Source organism: Flavobacterium sp. TC780 (assembly GCF_056783245.1).
In genome coordinates, this window is the sequence record NZ_JBXBAV010000086.1 from 43,413 (window position 1) to 59,484 (window position 16,072).

The window sequence follows — 16,072 nt, forward strand, 5'->3', positions numbered from 1 at the left end:
TAAAAGAGTTTGTGGTTTTTTCTTTTTATGAAGGAGAATTTACTTTGTAATTCAGTTGAATGATCGTTCCTTTACCTACTTCAGATTGTAAGACTTTTATTTTCCCACTATGATATTCTTCAACAATTCTTTTTGTTAATGAAAGGCCCAGACCCCAGCCTCTTTTTTTGGTAGTAAATCCTGGTTTAAATATAGTTTTAAATTGGTTTTTAGGAATTCCGATTCCAGTATCCGAAACATTTATTTTTACTATATCTCCATCTTGTTCAATTTTTAATGTCAAATTACCTTTTCCTTTCATAGCATCAATAGCATTTTTTACTAAATTTTCGATCGTCCAACTATGAAGAATTGGATTAATCATAACCATAATTGGAGTTTCGGGCATCTGGCATGAGAAATTGACTTGCTTAGAAAAACGAGATTGTAAATAATCATATGTATTTAATGTTTCTTGAACAATATCTTTGTTTTCAAGCACAGGAGTAGATCCTATCTTCGAGAAACGATCTGTAATAGTTTGCAAGCGTTCAATGTCTTTCTCAATTTCAGAAGTAATCGATTCGTCAATATTTTCGGTTTTTAAGAATTCAACCCAGCCGATTAATGACGATAAAGGAGTTCCTATTTGATGTGCCGTTTCTTTAGCCATTCCTGCCCAGAGTTTATTTTGGGTAGCCATCTTTGTGCTTTTGTAAAAATTGTATACTAACCCTCCAAACAAGAAAATAATCAATAATAGCGCAATAGGATAATACTTGAGTTTATTTAGTAGCTCAGAGTTACCATAATAAAGTTCCTGATGCTTTCCTGGAGCATATTCGATTACAATTGCTTCATTTTCCCGTTTTAATTTTTTTAAAAAAGATGTAGCTCTATCTTTATCCTTTATGATAGTTTCATCAATATTTACGGCACTTATGATACTGTCTTTTTCGGTTAAAATAATAGGAATTGAAGTGTTGTTGCTAAATATCTGTAGAGGTAATTCAACATCGCTATTCTCATCAGCATTAATCAATGTTTTTTGGGCATTTGCCCAAAGATTCATTTTCAGCCGCTCTTCGTTTTTAAAAATTTGAAAAAAGGTATAAGTATTCCAAAGAATTAAGGAAATAATCAAAAAGGAAGCGCAAATAATGATCCATCGGGTTGTATTTCTTCTTTCTGAAAAAAACATAAATTAAATTTTGAGGTATAAATATAACGAAATAAACACAGTATATATTTTGTGTCCATACAAAGATTTTTATTTTTAAAATGATTAGACTTCTTTTGAAACTTAAACGATTTATGTACTTTTGTTGTCTTCTAAAAACGATTAGAAAAAATAAAAGTATGATTAGTATTGATCCAAAGGAAATTCCGACTGCAAAATTGCAAGGTTATTTACAAAGTGCGGTTGGACCAAGACCGATTGCTTTTGCAAGTACTATAGATAAAGACGGAAATCCGAATTTATCACCATTTAGTTTCTTTAATGTTTTTAGTGCCAATCCGCCAATTTTAGTTTTTTCACCATCTCGAAGAGTACGTGATAATTCTATAAAACATACTTTAATAAATGCTGAAGCAACACGTGAAGTAGTTATTAATGTTGTGAATTATGATATTGTGCAACAAACATCGTTAGCAAGTACAGAGTATGCTGATGGAGTTAATGAATTTATAAAATCGGGATTAACACAAATTCCATCAGATATTGTAAAGCCATACAGAGTAAAAGAGTCACCTGTACAGTTTGAATGTAAAGTAACTCAAATTATTCCGTTAGGAACAGAAGGAGGAGCAGGAAATCTAATTCTTTGTGAAGTAGTTAAAATTCATATTCATGAAGAAATTTTAGATGAAAACGGAGCAATAGATCAGCATAAAATAGATTTGGTTTCTCGTTTAGGAAGTAATTGGTATTCAAGATCAAATCAAGGGCTTTTTGAAGTTGAAAAGCCACTTACAACCCTAGGAATAGGAGTAGATGCTGTGCCAGATTTTGTAAAAGTAAGTTCTGTTTTTGATGGGAACGATTTAGGTAAATTAGGGAATATTGAAGCCTTGCCTACAACAGAAGAAGTTAGTATATTTGTGAAAGAAAACTTTTCTGTGAAAGGTGTATTGAGTTCAGATGATGAGGTTAAAGTGCACCAAGAAGCTAAAAAGTATCTAAATGAAAACGATGTAATATCGGCTTGGAAAGTACTTTTAGCTAAAAAAATAAAAAAATAAATAACAATTAAATAAAAACGGAGATGGAAGTTACAGGAAAAGTAAAAGTTGTTAATCCAGAACAACAAGTTAGTGCATCATTCAAGAAAAGAGAACTTGTAGTTACTACAGAAGAGCAATATCCTCAACATATCATGATCGAATTTACTCAAGATAAATGCGATTTGTTGAGTAATTATAAAACAGGAGATCCAGTAAAAGTTTCAATTAACTTAAGAGGAAGAGAATGGGTTAACCCACAAGGAGAAACTAGATATTTTAATAGTATTCAAGGATGGAGAATCGAAAGATTAGATGCTGCTCCAGCTCAAACACCTCCAATGCCTGCTGCAGAAGCTTTTGCTCCAGCAACAAATTTAAACGAAGACGAACCAGATGATTTACCATTTTAATCAATAGGTTTTGATTTTATAATAAACAAACCCGGCAATTTTTAAAATTTGTCGGGTTTTATATTTTACTTAAAGATGTATCATTTATCTGAAGTTTTATTTTTTCCACCAGTATCAGAGGCGGATTATGATGGGGTTTTGGCAATTGGAGGAGATTTATCTACTGAGCGATTGCAATTGGCTTATCGTAGCGGAATTTTTCCTTGGTTTAATGAAGGAGAACCTATAGTTTGGTGGTCGCCTGATCCTAGAATGGTTTTGTTTTTGGATGAATTAATAGTATCCAAAAGTATGCGCAATATTCTTAATCGAAATAGTTTTAAGGTTACTTTCAACCAGAATTTTAGAGACGTAATTTCGAATTGCCAAAAGATTAAACGTGATGGTCAAAATGGAACATGGATTTCTAATAACATGATCGAAGCCTATTGTAAACTTCATGAAATGGGTTTTGCAAAATCAGTTGAGGTATGGGAAAATAATGAATTGGTAGGTGGCTTATATGGAGTAGATATAGGACATGTTTTTTGTGGAGAAACTATGTTCTCGAAAGTATCAAATGCATCCAAAGTTGCTTTTATTGCCTTAGTGACTCAATTAAAAAAGGAGAATTATAAACTGTTGGATCTGTCAGGTTTATAATCCACATCTGGAAAGTTTAGGTTGTCGTGAAATTGAGCGTGTAAGTCTTTATGGAAATTTTAAAATAATGGAAGGATTTAGCATTGAAAATCAGATTATATTTTAAAATAGTATTTAATTGACTTTAGTCAAAAGCAATGAAGCATTATTAAAATCATACAAAGCGTTGACTAAATCTCGATATTCAGTATATTTTTCTTCTCTAAATAAGTAAAATTATAAAATTCTTCGACTGTTATTTTTACAGTATTTCCTTCGACTTTTGCGCTAGATTTAAACAAACCGATAACTTCCTTGTTATCGTTTGTAATCTCTTTGTTAAAAGTCAAATTAGCAACATTTTTGACGCTAAAACCTGCTGGGATATTTAAATTGATATAGTTTATATTTTTCTTTGGATAAGATAATGCCGGATTGGGGTTTGTTCTATTGATTTCCTGATATAAACTGGTTTGCTTTCCTAAAACTTTTCCAATTGTAATTAAGTTATTTTTTCCTGCATTTTCTATCCATGATTCTTTTACTTTTACATCACTGTTGATAGTAAAAGGTTTTTCAGGAGTATAATTATTTTTATATTCTTTATTCTCAAAATTATATTTCTGGACTTCGACATCAATATCACTAAAAATATTGTTTTTAACAAAATCATTGATTTTATCTTGAGGAATATATTTGACAATATATCTAAAATAAGAAGCAAGATAGCCAGTAAATGTACTGTTTTATTCACTAAAACCGTTTCCATATCATCGTCAATCGTAATATTACTAGTTATTTCTGTAATATTATCATACTCGATTTAAAATATTTTCGATTTTCTTGAACTCATATGTAACCTGCTTACGAGGTTCTTGATTAAAATAAACAGCATCATTGTTGACAGAAAGAGCACTTGGCTGTCCATAAGGCATCCAGAATTCAAATGGCGCGAGATATTTTTTTGTTTCGGGAATGTAGATTAAAATTTCCGATAGAGCTTCAGCAACAACATTTTTTGATGAAATTTGTTCGTCAAATTTATCTGTCGAAGCTGCAAATTGATATTTAATTTTAAGATAATCTAAAACATCTTTATAAAAAATATAAAACCATATTTGATGTCATCTTTTTGGTTTCGATTACTTTCTTATAATTATACTGTTTGTCAATTTCAATATTCTCTTTTAAAAATATATCTATGATTTTTATTTTTTCATCAGTTGTAATTGCTGAGTCATTTAATTTTAAATTTATACGAAACTTTAATGACGTTGATTTAGCATTTACACCATCTGCAAAACTATAAAGAGAATTATAATAGCTGATATAATTATATGCTTTGGATGTATAAATGAAATAATGAACCTTTTGCAAGATTAGCCATATTTGTAGCATTTCTTTCAAGCTTATAAGCAGGTAAATTAGATGCTGTGTAAATTGTAATTTTATGTGATACTTTGATTTTTCATTCCATTATAGGCCGCTGTGTATGTATGTGCCTGCCCAATTTTATTGATTTCGGAAATTTAGCGTAAGAACTGGAATGTCTACTTTGAAAATATTCTGAACCACTAAATCTGGATAATCTTTTATTACATAATAGTATTCAATAATGTCACCTTTTTCAACACCTTCAAAAGCAAATTGCTTTTCGCTGGTTCCTTGCTTTTCTACAATTCTCTCTTTCGGAAGTTCTTCAATTTTCCCATTAGGTTTAATAACACGGACTCTTAAATCTCTGTAATCTCTTACATAACGATTGTTTATTGCTACTTTATTATATTCACTAATTCCTGTTTCAGATAAAATTTTTATAGCTTGATGTTTTACAATAAAAGCTTTGTAGGCATAGCCTCCCACTTTTTTTCATAAAGTCTATAGTCTTTTAAAACAACTGCTGGATACGTAGCAAATTCAGCAGGAATTTCTTGAAATTTAGGGACCTCATCCCATTTGTAGTTTTTTACCTCTTCTTCTTGAGCGAATGAAATTTGTGCAAGTAATATGGTGATGAAGAAAATTAGTATTTTCATTTTTTTATGAGAATAATATTTTGATTGTATCGTTTCGTAATGTTTTTGATAGCAATGTTCCATGTTTCAAAATTGTTTTTCTCAATTAGTAACGTATCCATTGTCATTTCTTGATTGTTATTATAATCGTATTATTAACTTTTTTGTAGGTTATACTTGCTGTAAAAAAGTCATTAGTGAAATTAAATTTTCAGGTAAAAAATCTATAGTATATCCTTGTGGAATAAGCAAATTGATACTCGAAATTATATGATTTTTTGAAGTCATTTTCAAGAGGAGTTTTTCTTTCTCAACATTAATTCTTGCATCTGAATAAGGGAAGAATAAGATTGGTTTAAAAAGTAGTTGATTGTCTGTTTTTTTAATCCATTTGTCTAATTCAAATTGATATCGGATTTCAAGTGGGAGTTGAGATAAATCATCATTTTTAATATCAACATTTGATGTTTGAATATTCTGGATAAAACGTGCAAAATAACCTTTTAACATTTCATTTTTATCAGTTGAAGCTTTATATGTGCTAATAAATTGCGTTTTCAAAAAACCATTTAAATTAAAATTTGCTTTGACCAATTAATGAATTCGAATTAAATTCTATCTTTAGCTTCCATTCGTTTTATTTTAATCAGAAGGGATAACTGGAACGGTGGTAATTTTGTATTTTAAATCGTCTATTTTTGTTAAGGCTTCTTTTCCTTGTATAATGGGGTTACATTTGGAAATAAGAAGTATTGGCCAGTTGCATCCAAGAACAAGTCTTGGTTGTTAATTCGGAAACTGTAATCATATGATTGTCTACAATTGGGCTTGGAACATTTTTATAGGTATAATTATTATGGCGAGTTCCAATCCATGCTATATTAGACTCTATACCGGCGTAACGAAGCATTTCATTTAGTAAGTTGGCCATATCCTTACAATCGCCATACTTTTTTTGCAATACAGAAGCTGCTTCTCGCGGAATGTATCCTCCCATTCCGTCTTCAAAAGCAACATAGTTTATTTTACTTTGAAGATAATCAAAAATTACTTTAGCTTTGTCAAAATCTTTTGTTAGACCAGTAATGAGTCTGCTGTTTTTTCTTTTACCTGAGTTTGGTCTTGTTTGTTGATGTCTTTAATTGTTTGTGCGTAGAAACGATAAAGATTATCTATAGTTCCAACAACATTCTGAGTGCCTGAATTATTTTTGTAGTTTTAATATAAAAAATAAAATGTAGGATATAATATGAAAAATTAAAGAGCTACTTCTTCTACTTTTTCGATGTTTACCATTTGCCATGGTTTGAATTGTTAAATCACCATTAATTTCTTTTGTAAAATTGTATGTTTTCATTACTAGTATTCCCCTGAATGATGTAGCCAATTTCTATGTCTTTTAAAACTTTTAGAATAACTCTTGATGATTTGCAATCAGAGTAATTTTTGAAATAATAGCTTTCTAAAAACTGAGGTTTTTGATATTCTTTTTTGTAGAAAGAATAGGTATGTGAGCCCTCTTCAATATTTGGAAAAGTGTAATATTTGAGACATGTAGTAAACAATCTGCTGTTCACGAGATATGTTGAGTTCCAATATACAAAACTTATGCTTTTTATTGTTTGGAGAAATACTATAAGCTTCAATGTCAAAAACTTTTTCAAAAAAGTATGCATAGTTTATTCTGTTTCCTAAAATAGATTTGTCATCTTTATCACCAACCCATCTTTTTTCAGCTGAAGAAAGAATAATTGAAGGAAGATTATTTTTTACAGTAATATTATAGGAAGATTGTTTTTCTGCTATATATGATTTTTGCTTTGTACTTTGGGCTGTACCTAAAAAAAAACTAAAAAAAGAAAGGAAAGAAAGATTGTAATTTTTTAATCATTATAGGAATACAATTTGTGGCTTTTAAATAAATTTAACGACAATATTAGTAAATTAAATTAATTTAAAGAGTAATAACCAATAAGTTTTCTTAATTGATTTTTCCTGCTTAAAAATTCAGTTTAGTAAAGTCCCAGGTTAGTGTATTATAAAGTATTAATTCGTTGTTTAAAGTTGGTAAATTTAGAATTAACTTTAATGTTTCGTGTGCCATCATAGTTCCAATTATTCCGGGCAATGTTCCCAGAACTCCATTTAAATTACAATTTGGAACGTCTTTAGGATGGGCATTTCAGGAAATAAATCACGTAGATTTTTACTCCCATTATGATTAAAAATAGCCATTTGCCCTTCAAATTTTAATATACTCCCTATAAACCAATGTTTTGTTTAAACTCACACAAGTGTCATTAACTAAATAACGGGTTCCAAAATTATCAGAACCATCTACTACGATGTCAAATTGCTGAATAATTTTAGATGATTTTCAGAGTTATTTTTTTAAAGGCATAACAGTAATCAATGGGTTTAGTTTTTTGACTACAGTTTTGGCAGTTTGAGTTTTGGTTTGACCAACAGAGTCTTCAGTATATAAAATTTGGCGATGCCGGGTTTTCAATTTCTATTATATCAAAATCTACAATACCAACTGTCCACTTCCTGCGGTTGCTCAGATATTGCAAATACGGACAACCTAAACCTCCGGCACCGATAACCAACACTTTTGCTTGTTTTATTTTTTCTTGACCCGATATCACCAATTTCTGGTAACATCATCTGACGGTTATAGCGTAAAAAATCTTGTATAATGCTCATTTTGTATGTTTAATGTAGAGAGGTAAAATGTTAAATACTGCTAGGAAGAGCAAAAATCTAAAGTACCAGTTTAATAACTTTATGATATTTGACTATATGTTCTATCCCAATCTTTCCAAACAGGTTCATAACCTGATTTCTTGATGATTCTGGCAATTTCCTGAGCCGAACGTCATCACTAATCTCAAACTGTTCTAATGATTGAGGATCGACGGCGTATCGCCTGGGTTTGTTTTTGAACCAGCACTCATACTTGTTGTTCCAATCGGAATGATATTATTTCTAAATTTCTCATTTTCACGTGTTGATATCGAAATTTCTAAATCTTCATTCCACAATCGATAAGCACAGATAAGCTGCGTTAAATCTTTGTCATCCATAATAAAGTTAGGCTCGATAATTCCTTCTGCAGGACGTAATCTCGGAAAAGAAACGGAATACTTTGTTTGCCAATATTTTTTCTGGAGATAATCGATATGCAACGCATTAAAAAAACTATCAGTGCGCCAATCTTCTAAACCTAATAAAACACCCAATCCGATTTTATGAATACCAGCTGTTCCAATTCTATCAGGAGTTTCTAATCTAAAATAAAAATTTGATTTTTTGCCTTTGGTGTGGTATTTTTTATAGACTTCCTGATGATACGTTTCCTGATATACTAAAACAGAATATACGCCAGCTTTATGAAGTTTTTCATATTCTTCAGTAGAAAGTGGTTGAACTTCAACAGAAATAATCGAAAAATATTCTCTTATTTGGGTAATTGCATTCAGAAAATAATTAATATTTACTGTGTAATTTGCTTCGCCAGTAACCAATAAAACATGATCAAATCCAATGCCTTTTAAAGCTTCAACTTCCAGTTTAATCTCTAGGTCGAAAGAGTTTTTCGTTTGATTTTATTGTCCAAGCTAAAACCACAATAGGTACAAATGTTTTGACATTCGTTACTTAAATAAAGAGGAGCATACATCTGAATCGTTTTTCCAAAACGTTTCTTGGTTAATGTATGACATTCTTGAGCCATTTGCTCTAAATAGGGAAGTGCAGCTGGTGAAATTAAAGCAAGGAAATCATCAAGATTTCGTTTGTTTTTAGTCAAAGCGCGTTCTACTTCCTGTGGGGAAGTTTGATATATTTTTGGATTGGATGTGTTCAGTGGTATTGATTAAAGACAGATTTGAATGTATTCATTTACGTTGATTGGTTTCACGCAAATTTAAATTTTGTTTACTACTCGATGTATATTGTCTTGAATATTTACACAATTAAAATTGACTAATAACCCCAGTCTTTTATTGGTTAATTTCAAATAAGTATTTAATTGTTTAAAATGAATGGATTTTAATTCTTCCACAGATTTCAATTCAATAATTACTTTGTCTTCAACTAATAAATCTAATCGAAAAGTGATATCTAATTCTACATTATCATATTTAACGGGTAAATTAATTTGTTTAACGATTTTTAATCCATCTTTATTTAATTGATAATATAAAGCACTTTCATAAATTGATTCTAATAATCCAGGACCTAGGGCGTTGTATACTTTAAATATAGCACCTCTTACTTTGATATGAAATTTCATTTCTTGACATAATATTGGATTTATTCTTAAATCAAATTTAATGAAAAACCTTACATTTTAAATAGGCTTTTTCTCGCAATTTTGCAGATTGAGGAGATTATTTTTGGGCATGTTTCAATTGAAATAAATGTGCTCAATCTCCAAAATCTGCGAGAGATTAAAAATTAATCATATAAAAAAGAAGTCAATCAGGCTTGAAGCTACTGCTTGATGATATTGCCTTCCTAGTTTAGCCTAAATAAAGCTTTTCGGCCAGCAATTCACGAGCTTCTTTAAAAGCTTCAGCCATTAATTCTGGATTTCCTGTCTACAGCAATTGCAGTATTAACTAGAACTGCATCGGCACCAAGTTCCATTGCTTTTGCAGCATCTGATGGGGCTCCGATTCCGGCATCTATAATTACAGGAACGTTGCTTTGTTCTATTCTAATTTCTAGAAAATCGATAGTTTTTAATCCTTTATTTTTGCCAATAGGAGAGCCTAAAGGCATTACTGCGGCTGTCCCTACATCTTCCAATCGTTTGCATAAAACAGGGTCTGCATGAATATAAGGCAGAATAATAAAACCTAGTTTTGCTAATTCTTCGGTAGCTTTTAAAGTTTCGATAGCATCTGGCATTAAGTATTTTGGATAGGATGAATTTCGAGTTTTAGCCAATTGGTTTCAAGTGCTTCACGTGCTAATTGCGCTGCAAATATTGCTTCTTTTGCATTTCTTGCTCCGAAGTATTTGGCAATAAATTAATCCTCGGATGTTTTAAATGTGATAAAATAGCATCGGTTTCAGTTTCTAATCAGATGTGTTTTAAAGCAACCGTAACTAATTCACTTCCCGAAGCCAAAATAGCTTTTTCCATTTCCAGATTGGATCCAAATTTTCCAGTTCCTAAAAACAAACGGGATTCGAGGAGTTTATCGCCTATTTTAAATGATGACGTTTGCATATAATTTTTCGTTAAGTTGAGTAATGAGTTTTCTTTTTTCAGCACTTTCAGTAATTATTCCAGAAACGGCAATGCCATAGATTCCAGTTTCTATTAATTTGTCAATATCATCTATGATAATTCCGCCAATGGCATAAATTGGAATTTCGAGATGATTAGCTTTTAATTTTTGAAGAATTTCATAATAGCCTTCAAAGCCTAAAATTGGACTTAGCTTTTCTTTGGTTGTTGTAAACCGAAGAGGGCCAAGACCAACATAGTCACAGCCATTTTGGATATGATTTAAAATATCCTCGAATGTATTGGCCGTTCCTCCGATGATTTAGTATTGCCTAATGTAGTTCGTGCTTCTTCTATTTTTGTATCTAAAAGACCTAAATGAACTCCATCGGCTGCAATTTGTTGAGCTAGATAGACATTGTCATTTACAATGAAATTGGCGAGATACTCTTCACATAAAAACTTTACTGCTTCTGCTAAAGCAAAAGAGTTTTTGACACTTTGGTTTTTAAAACGCATTTGAATCCAATCACAGCCATTATCAAGAGCTTCATGGATATTGTATAATTGTTCTTCGATTGTGCTTCCTTGTGATATATATTGTAATTTATTATACATAATGATAGCCGATTAAAGTTGTAGTTGAATTCATATATTTTTCGATATAAATTTTAGCATTTATACAAGCTGATTTTATGTCTTGACCTAGAGCTAAATTGGCAGTAATAGCAGATGATAATATGCAACCTGAACCATGTTTTGCATTGCATTTGTTGTTATTCGGTGAAAGCACGAAAATATCATTTTGGCTATATAAATAATCAGTTCCGATTGCTTTGGTATTATGTCCGCCTTTTAACAGAATAGCAGTTGAGATTTGTTTATCTAATGGACTTTTGTTAAAATCGAAATCAGGAAATAGCTTTGTTATTTCATTATAATTTGGTGTAATCAAATCGATTTCAGCAAGTATTTCGATTAAATCGGATTTGTTTTCGATTGTGATAAAATCAAATTCTGTAGTAGATTTTAAAACTGTATCCCAAACAATTTGAGTTTTAGGAGAAAGTTTTTTTATACTAAGAATGATTTCTTTTAAATAATTGAGCGAAGGAATAATTCCAATTTTCACAACCTTTATATCATAACTTTCAAAAAGTGTTTTTATAGATCGTAATACAAAATCAAGCGATGTCCATTCTATTTCAAAGAATTCTTTTTCTGTCTGAATTGTATTTCCTGTATTTATGGCAAGTCCAGTCACATGATGTTGTTCAAAAGTTTTGGAATCTGCCAAAACTCCAGCGCCACCAGAAGGATCAAAACCAGCTATTGTAAGTACGAAAGGGCGATTTTCTGACATGATTTAAAATTTTTAATTGGATTTTCTGCATTCCAAATACTTCCTAATAGTGCAACATTATCGAAACCATTTGTCAACGGCTTTTCTATATTTTTAGCATTAATTCCGCCTAAAGCAATTAGTTTAGTTTTGATATTGGTTCTGTCTTTTATGGATTGAAATAAATCAGTTTTAGGGAGATAATCCTCTTTAGAAATGCTTGGATAAACAGGACTCAAAAAAGCATATTCAAATTCGGGAGCTAATGAATTAAAATCTGTAACTGAATGTGTAGAAGTTGATAAATGGATCTCTCTGTTTTTATATTTTTCGAGAGTGATTATTTTTCTTTTCCCTTCTGCAAAATGGATTCTGTTAATCTTAAATGTTTCTATTAATTCATAATGACTGTGCAATACTAATCGAGGGCGGAATTCAGGATTTATCTGCGCTATAAATGAAATCATTTCCTTAAGTGAATATTCAGGTTTCCGAATATGAAACGATTGTAATCCTTCCTCAAAAAGAGAATGGATCACATTTATTTCGTTTGCTATTGTAGTTGGATTTGAAATTACAATCATTTTACATGCTAGATATAAATCTCTTTTCCTTGTTCGATAAATTCTTCTGATTTCTCCTGCATTCCTTTTTCGGCTGCAGCCACATCACGAATTTCCTGAGATATTTTCATTGAGCAGAATTTTGGACCACACATAGAACAGAAATGAGCAATTTTTGCACCTTCGGCAGGAAGTGTTTCATCGTGGAATTCTCGCGCTGTATCAGGATCTAATGATAAATTAAACTGATCTTCCCATCGGAATTCGAAACGTGCTTTACTTAATGCGTTGTCACGATATTGTGCTCCTGGATGTCCTTTGGCTAAATCGGCAGCATGAGCTGAGATTTTATAAGTGATGACTCCATCTTTCACATCTTTTTTATTTGGTAAGCCTAAATGTTCTTTTGGGGTAACATAACACAACATTGCACAACCGTACCAACCAATCATTGCAGCTCCAATAGCCGAAGTAATATGATCATAACCCGGTGCAATATCTGTGGTTAATGGCCCAAGAGTGTAAAATGGAGCTTCATTACAATGTTCTAATTGTTTGTCCATGTTTTCTTTAATCATATGCATTGGCACGTGACCTGGACCTTCTATAAATACCTGAACATCATGTTTCCAAGCAATTTTGGCTAATTCTCCAAGAGTTTCTAATTCGGCAAATTGTGCAGCGTCATTCGCATCGGCAATAGAGCCTGGGCGAAGGCCATCTCCTAAAGAAAATGCTACGTCATATTGTTTCATGATTTCGCAAATTTCTTCAAAATGAGTGTATAAGAAGTTTTCCTTATGATGAAATAAACACCACTTTGCCATTATAGATCCACCACGAGAAACAATTCCTGTAACACGTTCGGCAGTAAGATGAATGTAACGTAATAAAACACCAGCATGAATGGTAAAATAAGAAACTCCTTGTTCTGCTTGTTCAATAAGAGTATCACGGAAAACTTCCCAAGTTAAATCTTCTGCAATTCCTTTTACTTTTTCTAAAGCTTGATAAATAGGAACTGTCCCAATTGGTACTGGCGAGTACAAATAATCCATTCTCTGGTTTCATGAATGTTTTTTCCTGTAGATAAGTCCATTATAGTATCGGCTCCCCAGCGACAAGCCCAAACGGCTTTTTCAACTTCTTCTTCGATGGTAGAAGTCACAGCGCTATTACCAATATTGGCATTTATTTTCACCAAGAAATTACGACCTACAATCATAGGTTCGCTTTCGGGATGGTTAATGTTATTTGGAATAATAGCACGACCAATGGCTACTTCGCTTCGTACAAATTCAGGCGTTATCTTGCTTTTTGGAGTATTAGCTCCAAAACTATGACCAACATGCTGGCATTGCATTGCCTTAGTCTGTTCGTTTAATAACTCAATACGTTGGTTTTCGCGAATGGCGATATATTCCATTTCGGGAGTAATTATTCCTTGTCTGGCATAATAAAGTTGCGTAACGTTCGCCCCTTTTTTGGCACGTTTTGGCTGATGTAAATATTCGAAACGCAAGTGATTTAAACTCTCATCGTTTAATCGCATTTGCCCGTAATCGGAACTAATTTCGTCTAGAATTTCTACGTCATTTCGACCTAAAATCCATTCTTCTCTTAAACGAGGCAATCCTTTTCGAATGTCGATTTGGATATTTGGATCGGTGTAAGGCCCTGATGTGTCATAAATTGTTAAAGATGGATTTTTTTCGATACCGCCATTAGAAAGTCTGGTATCGCTAAGTGCTACCTCACGCATAGCTACTTTTATAGGATGTATTTCTCCGTTTACATATACTTTATTGGAGTTGGGAAAAGGAGTTCTGGAAATTTGTTCTTCTGTAGTCATAGTTTTTTGTTTCAAGTTTCAGGTTTCAAGTTTGGCCTTGATTGTGGTTTTTTTGGCGTTTGTTTTTTCCGTAGAGGCACACAGCAGTGCGTCTACACACGATATATCAATTGGAATTTGGAATTTAAAAAAAATGGAATTTGACTTTTATCCACCTTGTGTGGCAGAAATAATTAAAATTTCGTCAGTTTCTTGTACGAGAAATTCGTTCCAGTTGAGTTTTGGAACGACAGTATTGTTTACGGCAACGGCAATTCCGTTTTGTTTGTTCGGAATTTCGAGATCGAGCAATGCTTGAACGCTAAGAGATTCAGCATTGAATTGTTTGGTTTGTTGATTGATTTTTAGTTCCATTCCTTCAGAATTTAGTATATAGTTATACTTTAGGAATGGCTACTATTACGCATAAAAATGCGCGCAGAAGTCATCTTACTTTTCCCTACGCTAGTATGAACTAGATCAGGTTCAGAGGGTAAAATCTCAGCCTACTTTATTGTAGACACCCCTAAAGTGTGAAGCAAATGTAATAAAAAATAGTTTGAAAGTTTAAAGTTTCAGGTTTAAAGTTGATTTTAAGAAACTGAAAACTAAAAACGGCAACTGATTACTTGTTTCGTGACCAGCAATCTTCGATATGATCATTGACCATTCCAGTGGCTTGCATATGTGCATAAATAACGGTTGAGCCTACAAATTTAAAACCTCTTTTTTTTAAATCTTTGCTAATAGTATCAGAAAGTGGAGTAGTGGCAGGAACGTCTTTTAAGGTTTTTGGGTTGTTATCGATGGGTTTTCCATCAGTGAATTTCCAGATATAATCAGAAAAACTTCCAAATTCCTCTTGTATTTTTATAAATGCCTGCGCATTGCTAACCGCAGAACGTATTTTTAATTTGTTTCGGATTATTCCAGTGTCTTGTAATAATGATTCAATTTTGTCTTCAGGATATTGAGCGATTTTTTTGTAATCGAAATTATCAAAAGCAATTCTAAAGTTTTCTCTTTTATTTAATATTGTTATCCAGCTCAACCCCGCTTGGAAGGTTTCTAGAATTAAGAATTTCAAATAATGATGCATCGTCGTAAACAGGAACACCCCATTCTTCATCATGATATTTTTTATATAAATCACTTGCTGAGCACCAGCCACATCTTATTTGTTCTTGTGTTGTCATTATTTCCCAATTTTCCAATGGTAGCCTTTTATAGAAGGAATATAGGCCGAGGTTCCAATGATTATTAAGTCGTTATATATTTTTTTGTTGTGTTTTATCCCAATAGCTTTTCCAGAAGTGTGCATTTTATTTGCTTCAAATTTAATTTTTATTCGGGCATCGGCAAATTTGGCATCCGAAATTTTTTCAATAAACCAAGTAGAATTCCATTTGATATCGATTTCATCTTCGGCGGTTTTGGTAATGCTTTTTATTAATCTAACACCGTCTTTTGGGATATTATGGTTCTCAATTAATTCTTTTTGAGTTAGTGTTTCTCCCGTTTTACAAGTTGATAATAATTTTTTGAAATAAGTAAAACCTTTAAGTTTTTCGTTTTCGATATTTTCTATAGCTATGCTGTCTTTTGCAGCGATTGCTTCTTCTGTAGCAGTTTTATTGTTTTTTATTTTACTTGAGGTAAATATTGTTTTTGTGATTGAATCTTTGACTGAAGTTATCGTTTCTATTGTACTTTTCGAAATGTCTTTCATTTTATCCGAAACATTCGTCGTTGACTTTAATAATTGATCTCTATCATTTTTGTTACAACTTATCAAGCAGCATATAATTAAAATCAATAAAATGGTAATGTGATTTTTCATGCG

15 protein-coding genes, 7 pseudogenes and 1 riboswitch are annotated in these 16,072 nt (G+C 31.9%); of the genes and pseudogenes, 3 read left to right on the forward strand and 19 right to left on the reverse strand.

All coding sequences use genetic code 11. From position 1 onward, the window contains the following. Window positions 1-25 precede the first annotated feature (25 nt). Window positions 26-1,180: a sensor histidine kinase gene (locus AC1RYN_RS08570; protein ID WP_481806638.1), complete on the reverse strand. Its 1,155-nt coding sequence runs from the start codon at window positions 1,178-1,180 to the stop codon at window positions 26-28. 158 nt (window positions 1,181-1,338) lie between these two features. On the opposite strand from AC1RYN_RS08570, the gene AC1RYN_RS08575 reads away from it, so the two are divergent. The 3 genes and pseudogenes from AC1RYN_RS08575 (at window position 1,339) to aat (ending at window position 3,363) form a co-directional block, all read left to right on the forward strand. After that, complete coding sequence (locus tag AC1RYN_RS08575) at window positions 1,339-2,223, forward strand: flavin reductase family protein (RefSeq protein WP_481806639.1); 885 nt, start codon at window positions 1,339-1,341, stop codon at window positions 2,221-2,223. 23 nt (window positions 2,224-2,246) lie between these two features. Beyond that, a complete protein-coding gene (locus AC1RYN_RS08580) occupies window positions 2,247-2,615 on the forward strand; it encodes a DUF3127 domain-containing protein (protein WP_129540778.1) in 369 nt (122 codons plus the stop codon). A 75-nt stretch (window positions 2,616-2,690) separates the two neighbouring features. Then, a pseudogene (gene aat / locus AC1RYN_RS08585) lies at window positions 2,691-3,363 on the forward strand (leucyl/phenylalanyl-tRNA--protein transferase). Window positions 3,364-3,427: 64 nt separating this feature from the next. Here the strand turns inward: aat and AC1RYN_RS08590 are convergent. From AC1RYN_RS08590 to AC1RYN_RS08675, 18 genes and pseudogenes are all read right to left on the reverse strand, one after another. Further along, a complete protein-coding gene (locus AC1RYN_RS08590; RefSeq protein WP_481806640.1) occupies window positions 3,428-3,586 on the reverse strand; it encodes a hypothetical protein in 159 nt (52 codons plus the stop codon). Window positions 3,587-4,331: 745 nt separating this feature from the next. Continuing rightward, entirely contained in the window at window positions 4,332-4,613 is a 282-nt protein-coding gene (locus tag AC1RYN_RS08595) for a hypothetical protein (protein WP_481806641.1), read from the reverse strand. Between the two features lie 135 nt (window positions 4,614-4,748). Continuing rightward, window positions 4,749-5,099 carry a DUF3857 domain-containing protein gene (locus AC1RYN_RS08600; protein WP_481806642.1) on the reverse strand — a complete coding sequence of 117 codons (351 nt, stop codon included), beginning with the start codon at window positions 5,097-5,099 and terminating at the stop codon, window positions 4,749-4,751. Further along, window positions 5,066-5,272: a hypothetical protein gene (locus AC1RYN_RS08605; RefSeq protein WP_481806643.1), complete on the reverse strand. Its 207-nt coding sequence runs from the start codon at window positions 5,270-5,272 to the stop codon at window positions 5,066-5,068. Before AC1RYN_RS08605 ends, AC1RYN_RS08600 begins: the two co-directional genes overlap by 34 nt. Window positions 5,273-5,422: 150 nt before the next feature. Beyond that, window positions 5,423-5,812, reverse strand: a complete 390-nt coding sequence (locus AC1RYN_RS08610) for a hypothetical protein (RefSeq protein ID WP_481806644.1) — start codon at window positions 5,810-5,812, stop codon at window positions 5,423-5,425. A 169-nt stretch (window positions 5,813-5,981) separates the two neighbouring features. Continuing rightward, on the reverse strand, window positions 5,982-6,338 hold the full coding sequence (locus tag AC1RYN_RS08615) for a transglutaminase-like domain-containing protein (protein WP_481806661.1): 357 nt from the start codon (window positions 6,336-6,338) through the stop codon (window positions 5,982-5,984). Window positions 6,339-7,250: 912 nt separating this feature from the next. After that, window positions 7,251-7,760: pseudogene (locus tag AC1RYN_RS08620) on the reverse strand (HesA/MoeB/ThiF family protein). Beyond that, on the reverse strand, window positions 7,726-7,899 hold the full coding sequence (locus AC1RYN_RS08625; RefSeq protein ID WP_481806645.1) for a ThiF family adenylyltransferase: 174 nt from the start codon (window positions 7,897-7,899) through the stop codon (window positions 7,726-7,728). Before AC1RYN_RS08625 ends, AC1RYN_RS08620 begins: the two are co-directional and overlap by 35 nt. Before the next feature lie 137 nt (window positions 7,900-8,036). After that, window positions 8,037-9,154, reverse strand: a pseudogene (thiH, locus tag AC1RYN_RS08630) (2-iminoacetate synthase ThiH). Window positions 9,155-9,179: 25 nt separating this feature from the next. Continuing rightward, window positions 9,180-9,548 (reverse strand): GxxExxY protein, encoded by a 369-nt coding sequence (locus AC1RYN_RS08635; protein ID WP_481806646.1) that lies wholly within the window; start codon window positions 9,546-9,548, stop codon window positions 9,180-9,182. A 265-nt stretch (window positions 9,549-9,813) separates the two neighbouring features. Beyond that, window positions 9,814-10,493, reverse strand: a pseudogene (locus tag AC1RYN_RS08640) (HisA/HisF-related TIM barrel protein); the annotation flags it as partial. After that, window positions 10,474-11,111 (reverse strand): annotated as a pseudogene (locus AC1RYN_RS08645) (thiamine phosphate synthase). The pseudogenes AC1RYN_RS08645 and AC1RYN_RS08640, both read right to left, overlap by 20 nt. Beyond that, window positions 11,104-11,856, reverse strand: coding sequence for a hydroxymethylpyrimidine/phosphomethylpyrimidine kinase (locus AC1RYN_RS08650; RefSeq protein ID WP_481806647.1), 753 nt, complete (start codon window positions 11,854-11,856; stop codon window positions 11,104-11,106). The pseudogene AC1RYN_RS08645 and the gene AC1RYN_RS08650 overlap by 8 nt, the downstream one beginning before the upstream one ends. Beyond that, the gene (locus AC1RYN_RS08655; protein WP_481806648.1) at window positions 11,823-12,419 is read right to left on the reverse strand and encodes a thiamine phosphate synthase; all 597 of its coding nucleotides are present in this window, start codon (window positions 12,417-12,419) and stop codon (window positions 11,823-11,825) included. The genes AC1RYN_RS08650 and AC1RYN_RS08655 overlap by 34 nt, the downstream gene beginning before the upstream one ends. Window positions 12,420-12,427: 8 nt before the next feature. After that, window positions 12,428-14,160 (reverse strand): annotated as a pseudogene (gene thiC / locus AC1RYN_RS08660) (phosphomethylpyrimidine synthase ThiC). A 237-nt stretch (window positions 14,161-14,397) separates the two neighbouring features. Continuing rightward, window positions 14,398-14,604 carry a sulfur carrier protein ThiS gene (gene thiS, locus AC1RYN_RS08665; protein WP_481806649.1) on the reverse strand — a complete coding sequence of 69 codons (207 nt, stop codon included), beginning with the start codon at window positions 14,602-14,604 and terminating at the stop codon, window positions 14,398-14,400. A gap of 65 nt (window positions 14,605-14,669) precedes the next feature. Beyond that, window positions 14,670-14,767, reverse strand: a riboswitch (TPP riboswitch). An 87-nt stretch (window positions 14,768-14,854) separates the two neighbouring features. Then, window positions 14,855-15,425: pseudogene (locus tag AC1RYN_RS08670) on the reverse strand (DNA-3-methyladenine glycosylase I). After that, window positions 15,425-16,069 (reverse strand): hypothetical protein, encoded by a 645-nt coding sequence (locus AC1RYN_RS08675; RefSeq protein WP_481806650.1) that lies wholly within the window; start codon window positions 16,067-16,069, stop codon window positions 15,425-15,427. The pseudogene AC1RYN_RS08670 and the gene AC1RYN_RS08675 overlap by 1 nt, the downstream one beginning before the upstream one ends. Between the last annotated feature and the right edge of the window lie 3 nt (window positions 16,070-16,072).